The organism is Moorena sp. SIOASIH (genome assembly GCF_010671925.1).
Lineage (GTDB): Bacteria > Cyanobacteriota > Cyanobacteriia > Cyanobacteriales > Coleofasciculaceae > Moorena.
Map to the genome: position 1 here is coordinate 1,033,793 of NZ_JAAHIH010000001.1, position 21,696 is coordinate 1,055,488.

A 21,696-nucleotide genomic window follows, 5' to 3' on the forward strand; every position below is an offset into this window, starting at 1 on the left:
TGAATTTCGCCTTATTGCGACAAGAAGGAATCAAGCACATCGAACGCCTAGGGGGGAAACTGTGGACAGACTACAATACCCACGATCCCGGTATTACTATCCTAGAACAACTTTGCTATGCCATCACGGATTTAAGCTATCGCCTTGACTTCGAGATGAAAGACTTGCTTGCGCCTGCTCCTGGAGAAAATAGGAAACAGTTTTTCACAGCCAGAGAAATCCTCACCGTTAATCCCCTCACAATTAATGATTATCGCAAACTGCTAATCGACATTGATGGTGTTAAAAATGCATGGGTTAAACCCATTAAGAATTCACAACCCCCAATTTATTACGATTCCCTTCTTCATACCTTAACTTTTGAAGCTTCTAAACGCACTCAGCAAGTCAACTTAAATGGACTTTATCGGGTACTAATCGAAAAAGAAAAAAATGTCTCTGACGAAGCGAGTCTCATCGAAAAAGTAAAATCTAAACTTAATCAGCATCGAAATTTGTGTGAAGATTTTGCTTCAGTCGAAATTTTACCCATTGAAGAAATCACCATCAAAGCCGAGATGGATATTGAAGAAGGCTTCAATGTGAATGAATTAATGGCACAGATATATTTGTGCTTAGATAACTTTATTTCTCCTAACCTACAATTTTTCACCTTAAAAGAACTACTGAATCAAGGTAAAAAGCCTGAAGCTATTTTTGATGGTGTTCCCCTGGAACATGGCTTCATTGACGATGAAAAACTTGATAGTTTTATCAAGAAAGACCAACTGCACACCTCTGACATAATTCGGATTATTTTAGATATTCCAGGGATAAAAACTGTTAGAATAATTACTATTTCAAGCGACAAGTCATCAGAATCAGAAGAATGGGCGTTAGCATTAGATCCTAATCTAACACCCCAACTCAAAGATATAGATGGCTTGACAAGTAACATTACCTTTTATAAAGGACAAATTCCGTGCAATCCGAACCTGGCTAAAGCTAAAACTAATCTGGAATCATTACAACAAAAAAATACCCAAACACCATCAACTACACAAACAAAAGATATCCCCATCCCAGTGGGACAATACCGAGAATTATCTGACTATGAATCAATTCAAAACGATTTTCCTGCTACTTACGGTATTGGAGAAATAGGTTTACCGGCTTCTGCATCCCCCAAACGCAAGGCTCAAGCCAAGCAGCTACAAGCTTATTTAATGTTTTTTGACCAACTTTTAGCTAACTATTTTGCTCAATTAGAACACACTAAAGATTTATTTTATTTTCAAACTAAGAACAAGACAACCTACTTTTACCAGGAACTTTATAGCATTCCAGGTGCGCCAGAAATCCTCAACTTTGAGCAAAATTCACCAGAAGATCAATGGAATGATATTGATAAGATAAGAAAAAACCGTTTCCTAGATCATTTAATGGCACAGTTTTGTGAAAAGTTCACAGATTATTCTTTACTTTTCTATGATTTAATCCTGAAGGAAAAGCTGATTGATGATAAGCTGATTGATGATAAGCTGATTGATGATAAGCTGATTGATGATAAAATTAATTTCTTACAGAACTATCCCCAAATTAGCGCCGGAAGGGGTAAAGCCTTTAATTACACTGATCCCAGTCAGGTTTGGGATACAGAAAACGTATCGGGACTAAAACAAAGAATTTGTAGTTTACTAGGAATTCCTTACCATCGAAAAACTTTGGCTCTCTGCAATGAATCGGATGAAACCGAAGGTTTCCATATAGTCGAACATATTTTACTTCGTCCTCGCAGCAGTAACGACCCCGACTCAGACGAGAATTTTTCAGAATTTAAATCAAACACAGATTCAAACACAGATTCAAACACAATAGATCCTTACTCTTTCCAAATCAGTTTTGTATTCCCGGATTGGCTGCCTCGCTTTCAAAAAGAAAACTTTAAACAGCTAATTGATAACATTATCATTGCCGAAATACCCGCCCATATAACTCCTTATTGCCACTGGTTAGACAAACCTAATATGATAAAATTTGAAAATGCCTACCAGCTCTGGCTAAATACAAAAATGGATAAAAATTCAACTAATAACCTGATCGAATTTTTGGTAAATGGTAGTATTTCAACTCTACCATTTAATGTTTTAGGATATATGACTATCGGCACAGATTTTGAAGTTATTTGTTAAAGCCTTTGGAAGTGAACCAACAACGACATATTATCAAAAAACAGATTATAGAACTTAATTTAAGTTCACAGCAAGGTGCTTTTGAACTGCAAAATGAGGTAAATAGACTATATCGCTATAAAGTCCTCCCCCTGATTGATAATTTATTTAATCAGTTCAGCGATTTAGATACAATACATCGAATTAATACCCTAGAAATAGACCTAGGCAATATCGATATCAATAATCTAGAACAGGAATTGATTGACAAAATTATAGCACAAATTCAACAGCAATTAGAAGAACAAATTAGCCACTCAAGTTCCAGTTTGTCAACACAGCCACAACCTAAGACTGAGTTGGGTGAGTCTTCACCACTGCTTGCTAGAACAGAGGGAGAGACGGGGGAAAATATAGAAGTAAATAAAATTACCTCTGTAAGTTCAACGAGCTATCAAAGACTATCTGATCAAATTGGCAAATCAGAGATTGCTAGTAAAAGAGCTTTACAACTAGAGATTTTTAGCTACTTTATTCAAACAGGGATGCTACCCTGGTGGGCAGAAAACTTAAGCAAACAAGAGCTAGAAGACTATTGCGATCGCCTGATCACCAATTCGCCAAATCAGGTAAAGCCTATTGTTCAGCAAAGCTTAAAAAATCCCAAGCATTTGCAGCGCCTTATTTACCAATTTTCCGATTCAATACTCCTCAAAATAGCCGGATTGTTTACTGGGGATTCAGTCCCGTTTATTGCCGACTATAATACAGACATAAAACCGGTCTTGGCACAGCTAGAGCAGACGAGAAATATTCCGGAAGCCAAATTGAGATTGGAGATATGGCAAGGATTATTCTTGAGTATCTCCTCAGATAGTAAGACTCAAGTAGATAAGTTCAAGTTAATCCAAGACAATTTATTACATATTGCCACCAGTAATCGGATTAACTATCCTGAGTTTTTAAAGAATATTGTTACCAAGATAGAGCATCTAGTCAGAGAAGAAAAAGGATTTAAAAGCACACTTCCAGAAATCTTAGATAAAATCCAAATCCCTGGCCAAGATGCACAGTTGATTAGAGCAGAAAAAAGAGCTTCACAACTAGAGATTTTTAGCAACTTTATTCAAACAGGTATACTCTCCGAAAACTTAAGTAAACAACAACTAGAACAATATTGCGATCGCCTGATCACCAATTCCCCAAATCAGGTCAAGTCTATTGTTGAGCAAAGCTTAAAGAATCCCAAGCAATTCCAGCGCCTTATTTACCAATTTTCCGATTCAATACTCCTAAAAATAGCCGGATTGTTTACTGGGGATTTAGTCCCGTTTATTGCCGACTATAATACAGACATAAAATCGGTCTTGGAACAGCTAGAGCAGACGAGAAATATTCCAAAAGCCAAATTGAGATTGGAGAGATGGCAAGGATTATTGTTGAGTCTATCCTCAGATAGTAATACTCAAGTAGATAAGCTCAGATTAATCGAAGCTAACTTATTACATATTACCAGCAGTAATAACATTAACTATCCTGAGTTTTTAACTAGTCTTGTTACCAAGATAGAGCATCTAGTCAGAGAAGGAAAAGGATTTAAAAGTCAACTGACAGAAATCTTAGATAGAATCCAAATCCCCAGCCAAGAGACACAGTTGATTAGAGCAGAAGAAAAAGCTTCACAACTACAGATTTTTAGCGACTTTATCCAAACCGGTATACTCCCCGAAAACTTAAGTAAACAAGAATTAGAACAATATTGCGATCGCCTGATCAGCAATTCCCCAAATCAGATCAAGTCTCTTGTTCAGCAAAGCTTAAAAAATCCCAAGCACTTGCAGCGCCTTATTTACCAATTTTCCGATTCAACACTCCTCAAAATAGCCGGATTATTTACTGGGGATTTAGTCCCGTTTATTGCCGACTATAATACAGACATAAAACCGGTCTTGGAACAGCTAGAGCAGACCAGAAATATTCCGGCAGCCAAATTGAGATTGGAGATATGGCAAGGAATACTTTTCAGTATCTCCTCAGAGAGTAAGACTCAAGTAGATAAGCTCAGATTAATCGAAGCTAACTTATTACATATTACCAGCAGTAATAACATTAACTATCCTGAGTTTTTAACTAATCTTGTTGCCAAGATAAAGCATCTAGTCAGACAAGGAAAAGGATTTAAAAGCAGACTTCCAGAAATCTTATATAGAATCGAAATCCCTAGCCAAGAGACACAGTTTATTAAAGAAAGGGAACAACTGGAACACCTATTAAGGGAATTGCAACACCTTGATTTAAATAGCCAGATATTACCCCAACATAAACAGCAAATTAATCAACTTAAGACTGAAATAGAAATATTACTAAATGAAATCAATAATTCTGCCCAAGTCCAAAGGTCATCAGACCTGATTACACGCTTCAAACAACTACAGAAAACTTGTCAAACTCTTAAACTCAACATCCAACAAGAACTCAAGTCCAACCAAACCAGAATTCCAGATGTTGTCAATACTTTTAGTGACTCTGATGAAATCTACATTTACAATGCAGGATTAATTTTGCTATGGCCATTTCTGACTCGCTTCTTTGTCAAAATAGGATTGGTACAAGATAAGATTTTTATTAATACCACATCTGCTGAACGAGCAGCCCTTTTACTCCAGTATTTAGTTGATAACTCAACAGAAATACCAGAACACATTTTACCTCTTAATAAAATACTATGCGGTATAGAGTTATTAGAACCTATAGACACCAATTTAGAAATCACCGAACAAGAACGAGCAGAATCTGAAAATTTGTTATCTGCTGTGATTCAAAATTGGTCTATTTTGAAAAATACATCAATAGAAGGATTTAGAACAGCTTTTTTGCAGAGAAACGGTATTGTGAGAATTCGTGATGGTAGTTGGCTGCTACAGGTTGAACGTGAAACCTACGATATTTTACTAGATAGAATTCCTTGGAGCATACGAGTTGTCAAGCTGCCGTGGATGGATAATATTTTATATGTAGAGTGGTAAGCTGTAGGGAACAGGGAACAGGGAACAGGGAACAGGGAACAGGGAATAGGTAATAGGTAATAACCAATTTAAATGCGCTACAGCTTAGCAGGGTAGTTAATATCAAAAAAATTAGCATTCAGCTAATAGCTGAATGCTTAAAAATATGACTAACTTTTAATTTTTATCAATCAACCTTCAACCTTCAACCAAATAACCTTCAACCAAATAACCTTTAACCTTCAACCAAATAACCTTGGCCTTTCGGCCACGCTACGCGAACAACCTTCAACCTTCAACCTTGGCCTTTCGGCCACGCTACGCGAACAACCTCTTAACCCTCAATCCCCAGTAATCGACAAACCATCAACCCAAATTTTTGGACACACTCCACCAGAGGTCAACTCAGGCTCTTTTTCCACATAAATAATGGATTTCAGCAGTTCCCGAAAATCTCCGGCTACCGTTGCGGAATCAATACTAGTTAATTCTCCCTTATTCACCATCCAACCATCAAAGGGTAGAGAAAAGGAACCTTCGAGTGCTTTAACTCCCGCATGAAGCGCATTCACCTCATCAATCCAAATCACATTTTCAGCCTGGTCTAAGCTGTACTCTTGTTCAGCAGATTGACCAGGAAAAACATGATAGAAATTAGGGCTAACTGTAACTTTTGCCCCCATATTGGCATGACCTGTTGGTTTAGCATTCAGGCGTTTCGCGGTGCCAGCACTGTGCAGAAAATTGCTTAACACCCCTTCTGTAATTATCGGTACTCGACGAGTAGGTGTTCCTTCTCCATCAAAATAGACCGGTGCCACATTCTTTGGATGTAGCTCATCATCACAAACAGAAAGCAGAGGAGAAGCAATTGGAGTACCTAGAGACTCGGGAGTCGAGAGGCTTTGCTTGTCTAGAATATTCTGAGCATTAAATAAATTAGAAAAAGCATTCAGTAGACTCAGGAAAGCTTCGGGAGAGAATACTACCCGATATTTCCCGGACTTAACTTTCTCATAGTTCAAGTGACTGATGGTTTTCTCAGCAGCTTTTTGCAGACAAGTCTGAATATCCAGAGTTTCCAAACCTTGACTAATCTTATAGGCACCAGCACTACGGGGCTTTTTCCCTTCTTCCTCAGTTTTGGTATAAAGATAAATGGAAGCAGAGGAGCTAGCTTGCTGGCGCAATGCCCCATCACTATTGAGATAAAAGCGCTCAACATCCCGTTGAGATAGTCCATTGTAAGGAACTCCGGCAATAGCAGAGTGAGCCTCCAGTAACTTTTTCTCTGAATCCAGTAGGGTTTCTACTAATTTAGATACTGGCTGTTGAGGCACTTGATTATTGGGAATCTCTGGAATCGATACTGTTGATTCAGGGCTAAAGTCTGGGGCGTTTTCCTTCACCCCAAAACTACTCGCCTCATAAGCGGTTTTTAAGGCTAGTTCCAACCCAGTTGGGTTGGTATCGGTAGTTGAAGTAATGCCTACTTTCTGGTCTTGATTCCAAACCCGTACAGTTACACCAGAGCGATTAGATGCCTCAACCTGTTTTGGCTCACCCTGGTCTACTTGAACACCAGCTTCATCCACTGCAGAGCCATAAATATCGAATTTTTCAATTCCCAGGCGTTTAGCGATCGCAATCGCCGAATCAGCTATCTCATTAATCTTGGTCATCTTATGTTTAGATTGTGAATGTTTGATTAACAAAAAAAAAAAGAGCCATGATATCAAATCCGGTTAATCACTTCGGATGTAAGCTATCAGCTATCAGCTATCAGCGAACAGCGATTAGCGCTACGCGCACGCTACTTGAGGTGCTAGCAGGCGGTTTAACTGCACGGGGTCGGATGAGTAAAACGAGCAGGGATTTTCAACCAGCCCTACCAGCACCCCCCAGCTGGTTTACTACCGACCGTGGATTAGCTGACGGCTGATGACTGTTCGCGCAGCGTGCGCGTAGCGCATTAGCTGAATGCTTACGATAAGTCTTCAACCGGAGATGATAGTTTAACACTAGTCCCAAAGCCTGGCTGCTGGGGTAAATTACCGTCCACCAACAGTAATCGAATCTACCTTGATATGAGGCTGACCCACAGTTACATAAACACTGCCGCTAATGGAACCACAGAAACCAGCGGCTAATCCTAAGTCTTTGGAACACATGGAAATCTTATTCATAATTTCCTTAGCTTCCCCAATCAGAATTGCCCCTTTCAGCGGTTTAGTGACTTTGCCATTTTCAATCAAATAGGCTTCATCGACACCAAAGTTAAATTCTCCAGTAGCACCAACACTACCACCGCCCATCCGCTTGCAGTAAATACCTTTATCGATAGACGCAAATAAATCCTCTACCTCGTAATCACCAGGAGCGATGTAGGTATTGCGCATCCGTGAAGCAGCAGCATAGGCATAATTCTGACGGCGTCCACTACCTGTTCTGGGGTGTCCAGTCAGCTGAGACCCTGCCCGGTCGGCGATAAAATTCTTCAGTATGCCATTTTCTATCAACAGAGTTCTTTGGGCTGGCATGCCCTCATCATCCATATCAATGGTTCCAAAGGCATTGTCAGATAACCCTTCATCCCAGGCGGTAAGGCTTTCGTTAGCAATCTTCTCACCTTTTTTGTCAGCAAACGGAGTAGTTTTCCGCTCAATCTGGGTCGTTTCCAATAGGTGTCCACAGGCTTCATGGAAAATTACCCCACCAAAGGAATTGGCCATGATAATCGGGTAAGTACCAGACTCTACGTAATCGGCATAGAGCATCTTACCAGCGGATTCAGCAACTTCCTCTGCAGTACCATTATAATCCCAGGCTCTTAGAAACTCTGGGTTACCGGTACTACCAGCACGCTTGCCAATCGAAGAGCGATGGTCGCCATCAGCACATAGTAGGTTATATCCCACAGACTGAGTTAAACGAATATCTCTGGCAAAGGTGCCATCACTAGCTGCCACCATAACTTCCTGCCAATCCCGGAAATAAACAGCCCGTCGGGATTGGACATGGCTAGCCTTGCGCTGGAGTGCCCCATTGGCATCCAGGAGTACTTCTCCCATTTCTGCCATGGAACTGCAACCGGATAGCCAAGTGTCTTTGCCTTTAGCAGTAGCGTAATCCCGCAACAGTTCCAGGTTAGTTTCTGGGATAAAGGCATTAGGGGTAGGTAATTCCAGCCCTTGAATAGACAGGGCTTTCTCCAAAGCCGCTTTTAGACCCGAAAAGGATAGGTCATTAGTGCTAACATAGCAATCTGACTTACCCCGAAATACTCGGATACCAGCACCAGAGGTAAGGCGGGGAGAAATGCTAGTAATGGCATCATCTTCCGCAAGACAGCTGATGTAGTTGACCCGTTCTAGGAAAAACTCAATGAAATCAGCACCAGCTGCTCGTCCTAATCCCAGGAGAGTGGAAAGGGGAGCTCTCCAGCTTTCATCAAAGCTTGAGGATGTGGATTGGTATTCCAGAGTAGGTAGTTCTTTGGATAGAAGTAGGGTTGGGGGCATAGATAATTTCCTTATCCTTTGGATATATATCCTTTTGATGATGGGTTTTATATCTGCCAGTCTAGCAAAATCCTCAAAAGTTGGTTGAATCTGGTTCCATACTATGGGGGATGAGCTTTGTTGATTTAAAATTATTTATCTATTACTTAATTTAAGATTAGTTTTATGAAGACTAAAGGATTTCACCATGTAGCGATTATTTGCTCAGATTATGAAAAATCGAAACAGTTTTATGTGGATATTTTAGGCTTTTCAATTATTGAAGAAACCTTCCGATCTGCTAGAAATTCTTATAAATTGGATTTACAAGTGGGTGATGGCGATAGGATTGAGTTATTTTCGTTTCCTAATCCCCCTGAACGAGTTAGTCATCCAGAAGCTTGCGGATTGAGACATTTAGCATTTAAAGTAGATGATATTCAAGCGTCGGTTAATTATCTCAAATCCAAGGGGTTGGATGTAGAAATAATTAGAATTGATGAGCATACTGGGAAGCGATTTACCTTTTTTAAAGACCCGGATGGATTACCCTTAGAAATGTATGAAAGTTAAATAGAATAGGGAATAGGGAATAGGGAATAGGGAACAGGGAACAGGGAGCAGGGAGCAGGGAAGTCAGAAGAGGAACCCACCCCTAGGGTCTGTCTTCAAACTCGGAGATCCCCCTAAATCCCCCTTAAAAAAGGGGGACTTTGAGTATGGCTCCCCCCTTCCGCGCGGGGGGCTGGGGGGGATCATAATCTTGCGGAAAACTTTGAAAACACGCCCTAACCCCTCCCAGGAGGGGAAGTTAAAATATTGTATAATTTGCTAAGAATTAAAATTTGAAAGGAAACTAAATAAAATGTCTTGGGATAGCTACATCGATAATCTAATTGCACAATCTAAAGACGCTAATGGAACTGTTCATGTTGATCGAGCTAGTATCATAGGTCTTGATGGTGGTGCTAAGTGGACGACAGATGCTCATCCTCATGCCTTAAAGCTCAATTCTGATGAAAGCACAAACATAGCTAAGATTTTTAAGTCAAAGGATTTCACGGGATTCATGACAGGAGGTATATCGATTGAGGGGCAAAAGTATCAATTTTTGCGAGAGGAAGATGGCAAAGTTGTTTATGGAAAACAGAAAGATTTCGGAGCTGTTACTCTCCAGGCCAGCAAAACGGCTATCGTTATTGGTCACTGTCCAGAAGGTGGCCAACAAGGAAATGCCAATAAGGCAGTTGCAGTTATCGCAGAGTATTTAGAAGGTATGAACATGTAACGGTGGATAATGATGTCGCAAAATAAGAAGTGGGATAGATTAGTGATTAATAACAAGTGATTAGTAACAAGTGATTAGTAACAAGTGATTAGTAACAAACAAAGGAAGTATAGCAGTTTTTAGCCTAATGAGGTACACATAATTTTTTACTTCTTCCCTCTTTTGACTTTACTGCTCCCTGCTCCCTGCTCCCTGCTCCCTGCTCCCTGTTCCCTGTTCCCTGTTCCCTGTTCCCTGTTCCCTAAAATCCAAAAACTCCTTACTAGCTTGAAAACTGCTATAGAGTACAGCAATGACTCAAATAAGTAATCTATATTATCTGTATGATGTTGATAATGAAAAATGGTTATTAGAAACCCTGAAACTCCTAAAAGAAAAACGACTAGAAAATCTCGACTTAGAGCATTTAATTGAGGAATTAGAAGGATTGGGACGTCGAGATAAATTAACAGTTGAAAGTTTTTTAGAACAAATTATACGACATTTATTACTCCTGAACTATTGGCAAGACCAATATGACTATAACGCCAATCATTGGCAAGCGGAAATTATGAGTTTTAGAACCCAACTTGAGGAGTATTTAACTCAAAACCTCCGAAATCATTTACAAGAGAATCAAGCCAAAGTTTATCAAAAAGCTTTAAAATATGTCAGAAAAAAAACCGGTATGATGATTCAATTTCCTGAAGACTGTCCCTATGCTCTCGAACAATTATTAGATCAAGATTGGCTCCCTTGAAAAGCTGATATTTAAGCAGTAAGCGGTCAGCGGTCAGCGGTCAGCGGTCAGTGGTCAGTGGTCAGTGGTCAGCCGTCAGTGGTCAGCCGTCAGCCGTTTGCCTTTGGCTGTTCCCGTAGCGTCGGTGGCACAGGCTTCTAGCCTGTGATCTAGCCCATAAGCTGAAAACTGATAGCTGAAAACTGATCGCTGATCGCTGATCGCTGATCGCTGAAAACTGATAGCTGATAGCTGATAGCTGAATACTTACTAAACTACTACCATAATTATGACGGCGAAGGCATGGGTACCTCCTTAACAGTTGGGATCTTTTCTAAAGTCAATCGGGCAGTAGTGGTAGTCCCTGAACCAGATAGTCGCTTAAGGAGTTTGGGTTTCGGGTCGTGGATCAGGCAGATAATCCGGTCTTCTGGTTGCCAAGGTTCTCCAGCTCGCACTACCTGTAGCTGATTCTGCCGTTCTCTCAACAGCGGTACTACCTTTCCGGAATCAATCAGTGCTTGTAGATAGGTCTGTTGATAGGTAAACCCAATATTTTCAAGCACAGTTTCCACCAACTTTACTTCCCCTTCGCTCACATACTGGTTCCAAACCTTTAGAGGCAGATCAAAGGTCAGAGCAGGTTGAACATTATTGGGGGTGGAGTTCAAGCTTTGGGCATCTTTAGGTAATACTGCCAACACTCGCGGTGGCTCAAACTCTTCATAAGCCCGTTGAGCCAACACAAAGTTAACCTCACCATTTTTGGTCATTGCCAGGAAGGTGCCCATGGAGTCCAATCCTGCTTCTTCCAAAACCTCGACATCCATAGCATTACTCAAGAACGCCTGTAAATTTTCCTCTAGTGCCTCCTTGACTGCTTCGGCGCTAGTATCAATAAGTACCACAGACTCATCCTGGTCTTGGAACAGACGAGCAATCAGGCGAGCCAAAGGATTCGATCCCACAATCACAGCACCTTTGGCATTGGTGGCGGTGACTCCCAACAGATTTGCCACCACTTGAGCCGTTAGCCCTTGGATAAACACGGTCATAATAATGGTTAGGAATACCATGGCTTTGACAGTATCCCCTCCACTTATCCCCTCTTGGGCTAGCAAAATAGCAAACAAGGAAGCTACGGATGCTGAAACAATGCCCTTGGGTCCAATCCAACTGACAAATAGCTTCTGACGCCAGTTCAGGGAACTATTCCAAGTACAAACCCAGATATTGACGGGTCGCACTACTAACATCAGGGCTAATACAGTCAACAAACCGCCCCATCCTAGCCCTAGGATACTGGCCAAGGACAGGTCTGCTGCCAGAAGAATAAATAAAACAGATACTGCCAATATTGTCAACTGACCTTGAAACCGACGCAACTGACGCAACTGAGGTGTAGCAGTGGAACTCAAAACAATTCCCGCCACTACTGCAGTCATCAATCCGGACTCGTCCTGGAGATATTGGGCAATCCCATACAAGTCCCATACCCCTGCTAGCACTACCAGAATTTTCAGGTTTTCATCAAGAAAATCAGCTTTTCTGAGGAACCAGCTCAACACCCAGCCTCCTGATCCACCAATGGCAGCACCAATGCCGAGACGAATCAGTAAACCGCTGATTAGTTTTACCAGATCCGTATCACCATTTAATACTACATCTAGCACCAAGACTGCTGTAATCGCTCCCACTGGGTCAATCAGAACCCCTTCTCCTTCGAGTAAAGTAGCGACTTGTCGATCAACCCGTACTTGTTTGAGCAACGGACCAATCACAGTCGGACCGGTGACCACCACTAGGGCAGAATACAGAAACGCTAAGTTCCAAGGGAATTCACCCAAGAAATGAGCTGCGATCGCACCTCCAACTAAAGCAATAACTGTACCGATAGTCACCAAGTTCCGCAGACTATCTGACATTTTACTCAGGGAACGCAGGTCAAGATTTAGCCCTCCTTCAAACAAAATTAATGCCACAAACAAAGAGACTATTGCTTCTAGACCATCCCCTAACTGTTCGGGAATGACCAAACCCAGACCATCACGTCCGACCAATATACCTAACAGTAGCAAGAACACAATGCCAGGGACTCTCAAGTATTTGCCCAGCACCTGAGCACTGATACCTGCCATAACCGTCAGCACCATCAGTGCTGTAATATCAAAAGGCGCTTCCATAGATTTGATATGTTCTCACGGAGGAATATCTCGACCGCCATTCTAGCTTGCCCGGTGAGATTCGCTCTACCTGTTTTTCCGTTGCTTCAGCATGGGATGATCAGATAACTGAAGTACTGAGCTAGTAAGGTTTTGCATCTATTTCACTAGCTTTGAGGTGATTCATCAACGGTATTATGGTAAGCATTCAGCTATCAGCAGTCAGCCTTCAGCTAATCAACGGGAGATAGTAAACAAGCATCGGGGGTGCTGATACGAGTGGTTGAAAATCCCTGCTAGTTTTAGTACTCCGACCCCATGCAGTTATAGCGCCTGATACGCGACACGCTGATAGCACCTCAAGTAGCATCTCAAGTAGCGCATTAGCACCTCAAGTAGCATCTCAAGTAGCGCATTAGCTGATAGCTGACGGCTGAATACTTACGTATCATGCGTTCGCGAAGCGGTTCTTTTGGAACATCCCATGGTCAGAAAAGAGTGATTGTTTTGCCCTGAGGACTAGAGGTCAATGAAAAAAACTCCTCTGGATAATTGAGGAGCGATCGCCTATGAAAACCGATTAAAATTTTAACGTTTTGATGTTGATCCGCTTTACTTCAATTTACGTTTGAGAGCTGACCCAAAACCAAGAGAACCAGTAATAAGCAGACCTAAGACAGAAGCAGGTTCAGGCACAGGTGTTGTACATCCAAAACATGTAATCTGGAAATCAAAAGCACCATCACCTCCATCATTAGGACCACTTGCAAAATTAGTAACGATAGCTGTGTATTCGCCAGTTCCAGGCAAACTTAAGGTTACTACAGCACGAGGATCTCCAAATGGTCCCGGATTAGGAATTTCATCATCAGCAAACTCTAGAAAGCCTGGGTCATCCTCATCAATATCTGTAAAAAATCCGCTAGCAAAGTCGGAAGTATCCTGGAAAAGACCTTCAAAAACCCAGAGAGCTGGATCTAAATCTTGCTCTATGCGGAGTGCTTCGATTGTAACTACATCTCCTTGATTCCCGAAAAAGTTAAAAAAACGACCTGTGGACTGGTCGCTAGAAAAACCACTACTAGAAACAGCATCAAACTCAGGGATTCCGTCTTTTAAAGTCCCTTGGTAGGTGATAGATGCGGCGTCAGCTGGTGCAGCGGCAATCCCAGCGCCAGCAATGACACTGAGGGCGAGAGCGCCGCAGGTAAGGGGATTGGTGACTTTGTTGTTTATCAAACTATTAAGCATGATGATCATCTCCTGACAATTGACTATGTTTGCACGCAAAAACAGAGCAAGCTTCAAACTTGAACTTTGGACAAAAAGCACTTGAAGTCTTTTGAACAACCTTAGAGTAATTCAGGATTTACGCACCAAGACCCTTAAAACCCGGTTTATCGCTATAAATCAAAGGCTTAAATCCAGTTATTACCTTAAGAAACCAGGTTTCTGGATAAGTCAAGGGTCATTTTTATCAACAATCGTGATGTTGACAGTTACAGATTAAAAAAAAAATCACAAAAATGCCTCTGTTAGTAGCAATAAAAAACCTTATTAGTCAACGCTACTAAATCGTGATTTTATTGATAATCCGTTTATTAATTAACCGGTCATTTCATCTAAAAATCAAGCAGATCAAGTCAATTAGTTAGACCATCTAGACCCCAAGACTCACGCGAGCACCATGAACTGACCTATCGAAGACAGATAGTTTGAACCTGGATTTAAGTAATTAGGAGTTAAATCAACTCTTGGTATTGATGGCTTACTTGTCTCCAATCAAAATTTTATATCTAACTCAGAGAAAATTTATAAATTTCACGGAAAACTCACTAAACCTTTAACTATATAAAGCTTTGATAAAAATTTTTTTGATGAGATAAAATTAGATAGTTTTGCTCTCCTAGAGTGATTCTAGTAAATGAGTAGTTTAAATCAGCTTAAGCCCTTAAATAGCAAGGGATTCAACAAAAGGATGCATGGCTACTCCCTACTCCCATCAACCCAGGACGAAGTACCTCACCCAATTCAGAAACGCTATACTATGTTTACATCTCAAGTAAAAATGCTATAGATCACAAATTAACCATTAGTAGCAATTTGCCGTTAAAGAAGTCATACCACCCACATCAAGGTCTGTCTAGATTTGAGGTTAGCGTTCGCGAAGCGGTTCTTTTGGAACATCGCACTCTGTTAATGAGATGCTGACCAATAATTTTCTTTGAATTAAGAATTTAGAATTAAGAATTTAGAATTTAGAATTTAGAATTTAGAATTTAGAATTTAGAATTAATAATTTAGAATTAATAATTTAGAATTAATAATTTAGAATTTATAATTTATAATTTAGAATGTAGGGTGCGTTAGGGGCGGGCTTGCCCTCATTTTCAACTTCGAGCGCCAGTATTGGAATAGCCCGCCCCGTAACGCACCACGAAGTAGAATTAAGAATTTAGAATTTAGAATTAAGAATTTAGAATTTATAATTTATAATTTATAATTTATAATTTATAATTTATAATTTATAATTTGGAATTCTGCATTCTTCATTCTGCATTCTTCATTCTTCATTCTTCATTCTTCATTCTGCATTCTACATTCTACATTCTGACATACAACCTTCAACCTTCAACCAATCCCAACAACCACTTAATTGACCACCGATGGCTTCAACTCATCTTCAGTGTCAGCACTGGTTGCCTTAAGGCCATTATCCGACAAGGGATTACGAGCCTCAATGAGTTTGATCGCACGACTGACACTTTCTGGCAGAATCACCACTAAACCACCATCAGCAACTTTATCCAAACCCCTCTCAATTGCCTCTGTTTCCCTGAGGATAATCTCATAGTTCGACTCGCGATTTTCCTGTCGTATGCCCTTACGAATTAACTCAGCTGCTTCACCACTGGGACGCCCTCGTAAGTCATCATCTTCTTTGATAATAATCCTGTCAAAGATTTTTGCTGAGAGTCGTCCCAGTTCAATAAAGTCTTCATCCCGGCGATCCCCAGGACCACCCACAACCCCAAAGCGCTCTCCGGGCCAGTTGCGCACAAAACTACCCAATGCCTCGTAACTAGCTGCATTGTGGGCATAATCCACTAGAGCATGGTAACTGCCAAGATTGAACAAATTCATTCGTCCGGGTGTCTGGTCTACAGAAGCCCGAAATGTGGTCAATGCCTTTCGAATGGCCTCAATCGAGACTCCTTGAGCAAAGGCAGCTAGACTCGCAGCTAGAGCATTAGCAATCATAAAAGGTGCCCGTCCCCCAATTGTCACTGGCACATTAACTGCCTGGTCAATCCGCAGGGTCCAATCCCCTTTGATGATGGACAAATAACCATTTTCATAAACCGCCGCCAGACCACCACCACTGGTGTGATTTTTGACTAACTCATTCTCTGAGTTCATCGTGAAATAAGCCACTTGACCCTTGACCTTTTCTGCCATTGCTCTGACTAGGGGGTCATCAGCATTGAGGATAGCATAGCCCTTCGGACTCACCACTTCCGCCACAATACTCTTCACCTTGGCCATCTGTTCAATGGTGTCGATATCTCCAATTCCCAAGTGGTCAGCAGAGACATTTAAAACCACCCCAATATCACATTTGTCAAAGGCCAAACCAGAACGCAGGATACCGCCCCGGGCAGTTTCCAGCACTGCCACCTCAACTGTAGGGTCTTTGAGAATTACCTGAGCACTTTGGGGTCCAGTGGTATCACCTTTTTCCACCAGATATTCATCAACGTAGATCCCATCTGTAGTGGTATAGCCCACAACCTTTCCAGTTTGGCGATAGATATGGGCAATTAAGCGGGTTGTCGTGGTTTTTCCGTTGGTACCTGTAATGGCGATGATGGGAATACGGTTAGGTTGCCCATTTGGGAAGAGCATATCTAGGACTGGTGCCGCCACATTTCGGGGCTGACCTTGACTAGGACAAACATGCATCCTAAAGCCAGGGGCAGCATTCACCTCAACCACCACCCCATCAGCTTCCCGTAAAGGCTTAGTGATATCGGAGGTGACAATATCAATGCCAGCAATATCTAGACCAATAATTTTGGCAACTCGCTCTGCCAGCCAGATAGTTTCTGGATGGATGTTGTCAGTGTGGTCTACAGCAATACCGCCAGTGCTGAGATTGGCAGTTTCCCGCAAGTAACAAACTTCCCCCTTTCTGGGTATACTGTCCAATCTGTACCCTTGCTTCTTCAAGACACTTTGACTGGTAGCGTCTACCACAATTTTAGTCAAGACATTGTCGTGTCCCTCACCGCGATGGGGATCAAGGTTAGTTTGGTCAATCAGTTCCTCAATCGTAGACCTACCATTGCCCACTACATGGGCAGGGATACGCTCTGCTACCGCTACTACCTTGCCATTGACCACAAGAATCCGGTGGTCAAAACCTTTATAATAGCGCTCCACAATCACAGAGCGGGAGACTTCTTTGGCGGTCTTATAGGCAGTCTGGGCCTCTTCCCAGCTATTAATATCGAGGGTAATGCCTCGTCCATGATTCCCATTCAGGGGTTTAATCACAATCGGGTAGCCACCTACATACTCAATTGCCCCTTCCAACTCATCTAGGAATCGAATCGTTGTCCCCCGGGGAACCGGTACACCAGCATCCCTCAGGATTTGTTTGGTACCTTCTTTATCACAAGCCAACTCAACCCCTAAAATCCCTGAATAATCACTCAATGTGGCTTGAATCCGCTTTTGGTGGACACCGTAGCCCAGTTGAATCATCGCTCTCGCGCTCAGCTGCATCCAGGGAATATCTCTGGCTTCGGCTTCCTTAACCAGGGATTGAGTGCTTGGTCCTAAAGCTGAATTATTAGCCAGTTCTTGTAAATCTTTCAGGTCTTGTTCTAATTCACTTTGGGGATAGGTTTGCTTATCAATGATGCTACGGCACAGCCGCACAGCTGCCCTAGCGGCATAACGACCCACCTGCTCATCAATGTATTCAAATATGACCTGGTAGACTCCTGGTGTCGCTGTTTCCCTAGTGCGACCAAATCCAACCCCCATGCCTGCCAGATCTTGTAGTTCTAGGGCAACGTGTTCAATGATGTGCCCCATCATGGTGCCTTTGGCAACCCGAGAAAGGAATCCCCCCCGGACACCAGGGGAACAGAAATGCTCTTCCAGACTGGGTAGGACAGTCTTTAGTCCCTTATAGAAGCCAGGAATCTCCTTGGAGGGGGTATTTGCCAATTCCTCTAAATCGAGACGCATGACAATCAGTTTGTGATGTCCAATACTCCAATAATTAGGACCACGTAAAGTCTGGATTCTCAGAATTCTCATATCAACTGAAACTTCGGTGGTGATGCTCGCTGAATGTGCAAGGAAGCCTAAAGACCCAATTTATCAAATAAAATCCGCCTTTATCGCCTACTTTGGCACTACTGTGGCACATTATTAGCCGATTCGCACGCTTGAAAACTCTAGCTCCAATCCGGGAATCAGGCGATCCGGTAGGCTGCTGATTACATTTGGGATAATCTTATTATTATCAACCTTGGAGAGAAAAAAAACTGTTCACACAGAACAGTTTTTTCTAAATTATCCATAATTATCCATTGCAGCCAGCAGGTACTCAGATGAATTCCCCCAACTACAGTCATGAGGAAACCCCCTGATTAAGGCACTGCATCCCTTAGCACAGGGCAGGTCAAGCCATACTCAAAAGCGTGGTTATTGCGGTTTTTGTCTAGGATGGCGGTTGTTGTCCAGGAGGTAAGGTTTAGCTTTCTACTGCGAATAAGCAACGCTTCTGAAAGTGGTAGCGATCGCCATGACACAGAACATGCACTCGCAGATTGTGGATACTGATCGGGTCGTTATGACCAATCTTAGGCTGGTTGGTGTAAGACATTTCCTTGGGATCAATAATTGTGACAGTGCCTTTACCCATCACTTGTAACCAACCATTTTTTTCAAACAAAGCACAGGTATCTTCATCGATTCCAATCGCCAATCGCTCCGGATGTTCCGAAATAGCACTGATCAGGCGTGCCATACGATTCCGATGGTGGAAATGTTGATCGACAATCACCTCTGGAATGATTCCTAAGCCCATGGTTATATCCACCAAAGAACGATTAGGAAACTCACCACTACCACCACCAGCAATCATGTGATGACCCATAACTGCAGCGCCAGCACTTGTCCCAGCTAGGGTAATCTCGCTTTGATGAACCCGCTGCCGAACTTTTTCCATTAAGGGGGTATCGGCTAGTAGCCCGCATAAGCGTAGTTGGTCACCTCCAGTCATGAATACCCCGGTACAGATTTCCAAGTACTCTAGTAAGTCTTGGTTTTCTGCTTCAGAGCGATCGCGTATATCTAGCAACCGAATTTCCTCGGCTCCCATGTCTTCAAAGATGCGTTGATAGCGACTGCCAATCACGGTTGGTTCTCTGGAGGCTGAAGGGATAATGGCAAGGCGAGCATTAGTTCCTCCAGCACGCCGAAAAAAAGTTTGCAGGATCTCTCGTCCGTGAACTTTATCTTCAGCGCCGCCGATTACCAAAATAGCTGGTTGAGTGGACTTAGGCATCCTCATTCTTTGCAATTGAGATTCTAACTGCTGCATTATATTAGTAATGGGCATGAGGTGAGTTGAATACTTTTGAGTAGTGCTTTTTAGTTAAAATGCCACATTATAGCAATTTTTCAGTTGACTCCGTGATTTTTTAATGATATTTACGCATTATACCCTTACCATTTATGCATAATCACTGATTATGTATGTTAGCCTCTTCCCACAGGATTTTTAGCTCCAGACCCCTACCCTCCCTTAACTCCTTGTGCGATTTGACATTATCACTCTGTTTCCGGATTTCTTCACCTCTCCCCTGAGTTCAGGGCTACTTGGTAAGGCGCTCCTCAAACAAATTGCCGAAGTGCATCTAATCAACCCCCGAGACTTTGCTACTGACAAGCATCGACGAGTTGATGATGAGCCTTACGGTGGTGGCGTGGGGATGTTGATGAAACCAGAGCCGATTTTTGCGGCTGTAGAGTCTTTACCCATTTTACCACAGCGTGATGTCATCTTAATGACCCCCCAGGGGCAACCCATGAAACAGGGATTGTTAAAAGAATTGGCCACAGGTTATGATCAGCTGGTGATAATTTGTGGACACTACGAAGGTGTGGATGAGCGGGTATTACACTTAGTCACCCGAGAGGTATCACTGGGGGATTTTGTCTTAACCTGTGGAGAAATCCCAGCCCTAGCTATGATTAACGGTGTCACCCGGTTGCTACCAGGAACAGTAGGCAAAGCCGAATCCCTTAAATTAGAAAGCTTTGAAGCGGGGTTACTGGACTATCCTCAGTACACAAGACCTGCTGAGTTTCGGGGATGGAAGGTTCCAGAGGTTCTGTTATCAGGACATCATGGGGAAATTGACCGCTGGCGTAAAGAACAGCAAATTCAGAGAACCAAAGAACGCCGTCCTGATTTGTTTGATCAATCCCTAACAAAGGGAACAGGGAGTAGGGAGTAGGGAATTAAGAATTAAGAATTTAGAATTTAGAATTTAGAATTGGGAATCGGGAATCGGGAATTGGGAATCGGGAATCGGGAGTAGGGAATCGGGAATCGTAAGCACTCAGCTTATGGGTTAGGTCCGATGCGTCGAAGCCTGTGCCACGATACTTGAGGTGCCAACGGCTGATAGCTGATAGCTGATAGCTGATAGCTGATAGCTGATAGCTGATAGCTGATAGCTGATAGCTGAATGCTTAGGCTCCCACTAAGGCAAACTTGAGGATAAATACTGTTGCCAAAATCCACATGGCAATTGTTGTTTCGTGAACTTTACCCTGAAAAGCTTTCAACAGAGGAAAGGTTATTAAACCGACAGCTAAGCCATCAGCAATGGAGTAACTTAAAGGCATGATCAAGATGGTGAGAAATGAGGGAATTGACTCGGCTGGATCGTCCCAATGGATTTTTCTAACACTTCCGATCATCAACACTCCAACCATGACTAAGGCTGGTGCTGTGGCAAAGCTGGGAATGGCCGATAGAAAGGGAATGAAAACTATCGATAGGGCAAATAAAATGGCAGTCACAACGGCAGTCAAACCAGTGCGTCCCCCTTCCAATAGTCCTGAGGCCGACTCAATATAGGTTGTTACTGTAGATGTGCCTAAGATTGCCCCAGCAGTAGTACCGATTGCATCCGCCATAAAGGCTCGCGACCCATGGGCAAATTGCCCCTTTTGATTGATATAACCGGCTTTGACTCCCAGTCCAGTTAGGGTAATCAATCTGCTGCTAGCATAGTAGTTTTTTGCCAAATGCGATCGCGTAATCTAAATCTGTAACCTCGGCGTTGCGTCAGTCTTTGAATGAATAGGAGTAGAGTGGGCATCCTGCCCGCCCCAAAAGTACGCCGAACAGGCAAGATGCCTATTCCACCTCACTCTTAAAATCATTCCATTATTAAGCAACGCTGTAACCTCTGCTGGCTCCAATCTATCCTTTGAGAATAGATTAGGGTTTACCTGAAATAACAACACGACCAACACCTACCACAAAACCGCCAACTGCTGTGACCAAAATGCCGATCAATGTCCAAATTTGTGCCTTGGTTGAACCTTTTAATTCTTTGACATCCGTTGCGATCGCGTCTACTTGTGTCTCTACTTTTATTAGTCTTTCGTTTATCTTGTTCACATCTTTTTGAAGGCTGTCTAGCTTCCCGTTTATGTCTTTCAATACTTCCTCTAAGGAGTAAGTAATTGTTATGGGGGTCTCGCTCATGGGTTAAACTCCTAATTGATTATTGATCATGTCATATACCCTTAACTTTTGTTGCCAATTTTTTAAA

General features: G+C 42.3%; 18 protein-coding genes. 8 read left to right on the top strand and 10 right to left on the bottom strand.

Going from position 1 to position 21,696, the window contains the following annotated elements; genetic code table 11:
- Window positions 1-155 precede the first annotated feature (155 nt).
- Complete coding sequence (locus F6J90_RS04600) at window positions 156-2,171, top strand: hypothetical protein (RefSeq protein ID WP_293091299.1); 2,016 nt, start codon at window positions 156-158, stop codon at window positions 2,169-2,171.
- 11 nt (window positions 2,172-2,182) lie between these two features.
- Entirely contained in the window at window positions 2,183-5,176 is a 2,994-nt protein-coding gene (locus F6J90_RS04605; protein WP_293091300.1) for a contractile injection system tape measure protein, read from the top strand.
- Here the strand turns inward: F6J90_RS04605 and F6J90_RS04610 are convergent.
- The 3 genes from F6J90_RS04610 to F6J90_RS04620 form a co-directional block, all read right to left on the bottom strand.
- Window positions 5,133-5,294 carry a hypothetical protein gene (locus F6J90_RS04610; protein ID WP_293091301.1) on the bottom strand — a complete coding sequence of 54 codons (162 nt, stop codon included), beginning with the start codon at window positions 5,292-5,294 and terminating at the stop codon, window positions 5,133-5,135. The two genes, F6J90_RS04605 and F6J90_RS04610, sit on opposite strands and share 44 nt — an antisense overlap.
- Window positions 5,295-5,496: 202 nt before the next feature.
- Window positions 5,497-6,837: a TldD/PmbA family protein gene (locus F6J90_RS04615; protein WP_293091302.1), complete on the bottom strand. Its 1,341-nt coding sequence runs from the start codon at window positions 6,835-6,837 to the stop codon at window positions 5,497-5,499.
- Between the two features lie 369 nt (window positions 6,838-7,206).
- Complete coding sequence (locus tag F6J90_RS04620; RefSeq protein ID WP_293091303.1) at window positions 7,207-8,676, bottom strand: TldD/PmbA family protein; 1,470 nt, start codon at window positions 8,674-8,676, stop codon at window positions 7,207-7,209.
- Between the two features lie 165 nt (window positions 8,677-8,841).
- Here F6J90_RS04620 and F6J90_RS04625 point away from each other — a divergent pair, with 165 nt between their 5' ends.
- The 4 genes from F6J90_RS04625 to F6J90_RS04640 all read left to right on the top strand — a co-directional run bounded on the left by F6J90_RS04625 (window position 8,842) and on the right by F6J90_RS04640 (window position 10,682).
- A complete protein-coding gene (locus tag F6J90_RS04625; RefSeq protein WP_293091304.1) occupies window positions 8,842-9,228 on the top strand; it encodes a VOC family protein in 387 nt (128 codons plus the stop codon).
- Between the two features lie 292 nt (window positions 9,229-9,520).
- Window positions 9,521-9,943, top strand: a complete 423-nt coding sequence (locus F6J90_RS04630; protein ID WP_293091305.1) for a profilin — start codon at window positions 9,521-9,523, stop codon at window positions 9,941-9,943.
- Window positions 9,944-10,105: 162 nt separating this feature from the next.
- Window positions 10,106-10,252, top strand: a complete 147-nt coding sequence (locus F6J90_RS04635) for a hypothetical protein (protein WP_293091306.1) — start codon at window positions 10,106-10,108, stop codon at window positions 10,250-10,252.
- Entirely contained in the window at window positions 10,236-10,682 is a 447-nt protein-coding gene (locus F6J90_RS04640) for a DUF29 domain-containing protein (RefSeq protein ID WP_293091307.1), read from the top strand. The genes F6J90_RS04635 and F6J90_RS04640 overlap by 17 nt, the downstream gene beginning before the upstream one ends.
- 266 nt (window positions 10,683-10,948) lie before the next feature.
- Here F6J90_RS04640 and F6J90_RS04650 read toward each other — a convergent pair whose 3' ends face one another.
- A complete protein-coding gene (locus F6J90_RS04650) occupies window positions 10,949-12,844 on the bottom strand; it encodes a sodium:proton antiporter (protein WP_293091308.1) in 1,896 nt (631 codons plus the stop codon).
- A gap of 591 nt (window positions 12,845-13,435) precedes the next feature.
- Window positions 13,436-14,173: a PEP-CTERM sorting domain-containing protein gene (locus F6J90_RS04655; RefSeq protein ID WP_293091309.1), complete on the bottom strand. Its 738-nt coding sequence runs from the start codon at window positions 14,171-14,173 to the stop codon at window positions 13,436-13,438.
- Window positions 14,174-14,747: 574 nt separating this feature from the next.
- Here F6J90_RS04655 and F6J90_RS04660 point away from each other — a divergent pair.
- Complete coding sequence (locus F6J90_RS04660; protein ID WP_293091310.1) at window positions 14,748-14,900, top strand: hypothetical protein; 153 nt, start codon at window positions 14,748-14,750, stop codon at window positions 14,898-14,900.
- Window positions 14,901-15,475: 575 nt separating this feature from the next.
- On the opposite strand, the gene cphA is transcribed toward F6J90_RS04660, so the two are convergent.
- The gene (gene cphA / locus F6J90_RS04665) at window positions 15,476-18,154 is read right to left on the bottom strand and encodes a cyanophycin synthetase (RefSeq protein WP_293091311.1); all 2,679 of its coding nucleotides are present in this window, start codon (window positions 18,152-18,154) and stop codon (window positions 15,476-15,478) included.
- A gap of 439 nt (window positions 18,155-18,593) precedes the next feature.
- Complete coding sequence (locus tag F6J90_RS04670) at window positions 18,594-19,445, bottom strand: cyanophycinase (RefSeq protein ID WP_293091853.1); 852 nt, start codon at window positions 19,443-19,445, stop codon at window positions 18,594-18,596.
- 214 nt (window positions 19,446-19,659) lie between these two features.
- Here F6J90_RS04670 and trmD point away from each other — a divergent pair, with 214 nt between their 5' ends.
- Window positions 19,660-20,364, top strand: coding sequence for a tRNA (guanosine(37)-N1)-methyltransferase TrmD (trmD, locus tag F6J90_RS04675; RefSeq protein WP_293091312.1), 705 nt, complete (start codon window positions 19,660-19,662; stop codon window positions 20,362-20,364).
- Window positions 20,365-20,602: 238 nt separating this feature from the next.
- On the opposite strand, the gene F6J90_RS04680 is transcribed toward trmD, so the two are convergent.
- From F6J90_RS04680 to F6J90_RS04690, 3 genes are all read right to left on the bottom strand, one after another.
- Window positions 20,603-21,133, bottom strand: a complete 531-nt coding sequence (locus F6J90_RS04680; RefSeq protein WP_366513685.1) for an NCS2 family permease — start codon at window positions 21,131-21,133, stop codon at window positions 20,603-20,605.
- Window positions 21,130-21,270, bottom strand: a complete 141-nt coding sequence (locus F6J90_RS04685) for a hypothetical protein (protein WP_158069860.1) — start codon at window positions 21,268-21,270, stop codon at window positions 21,130-21,132. The genes F6J90_RS04680 and F6J90_RS04685 overlap by 4 nt, the downstream gene beginning before the upstream one ends.
- 89 nt (window positions 21,271-21,359) lie before the next feature.
- Window positions 21,360-21,629 (bottom strand): hemolysin XhlA family protein, encoded by a 270-nt coding sequence (locus tag F6J90_RS04690; RefSeq protein ID WP_293091313.1) that lies wholly within the window; start codon window positions 21,627-21,629, stop codon window positions 21,360-21,362.
- Between the last annotated feature and the right edge of the window lie 67 nt (window positions 21,630-21,696).

What these genes read in the sequence shown, in the direction of transcription:
- F6J90_RS04620 (WP_293091303.1), bottom strand. Translation starts at nt 8,676, where the DNA reads ATGCCCCCAACCCTACTTCTATCCAAAGAACTACCTACTCTGGAATAC.
- F6J90_RS04690 (WP_293091313.1), bottom strand. Translation starts at nt 21,629, where the DNA reads ATGAGCGAGACCCCCATAACAATTACTTACTCCTTAGAGGAAGTATTG.
- F6J90_RS04670 (WP_293091853.1), bottom strand. Translation starts at nt 19,445, where the DNA reads ATGCAGCAGTTAGAATCTCAATTGCAAAGAATGAGGATGCCTAAGTCC.
- F6J90_RS04615 (WP_293091302.1), bottom strand. Translation starts at nt 6,837, where the DNA reads ATGACCAAGATTAATGAGATAGCTGATTCGGCGATTGCGATCGCTAAA.
- F6J90_RS04625 (WP_293091304.1), top strand. Translation starts at nt 8,842, where the DNA reads ATGAAGACTAAAGGATTTCACCATGTAGCGATTATTTGCTCAGATTAT.
- F6J90_RS04650 (WP_293091308.1), bottom strand. Translation starts at nt 12,844, where the DNA reads ATGGAAGCGCCTTTTGATATTACAGCACTGATGGTGCTGACGGTTATG.
- cphA (WP_293091311.1), bottom strand. Translation starts at nt 18,154, where the DNA reads ATGAGAATTCTGAGAATCCAGACTTTACGTGGTCCTAATTATTGGAGT.
- F6J90_RS04660 (WP_293091310.1), top strand. Translation starts at nt 14,748, where the DNA reads ATGAGTAGTTTAAATCAGCTTAAGCCCTTAAATAGCAAGGGATTCAAC.
- F6J90_RS04600 (WP_293091299.1), top strand. Translation starts at nt 156, where the DNA reads ATGAAAGACTTGCTTGCGCCTGCTCCTGGAGAAAATAGGAAACAGTTT.
- F6J90_RS04610 (WP_293091301.1), bottom strand. Translation starts at nt 5,294, where the DNA reads ATGCTAATTTTTTTGATATTAACTACCCTGCTAAGCTGTAGCGCATTT.
- F6J90_RS04630 (WP_293091305.1), top strand. Translation starts at nt 9,521, where the DNA reads ATGTCTTGGGATAGCTACATCGATAATCTAATTGCACAATCTAAAGAC.
- F6J90_RS04640 (WP_293091307.1), top strand. Translation starts at nt 10,236, where the DNA reads ATGACTCAAATAAGTAATCTATATTATCTGTATGATGTTGATAATGAA.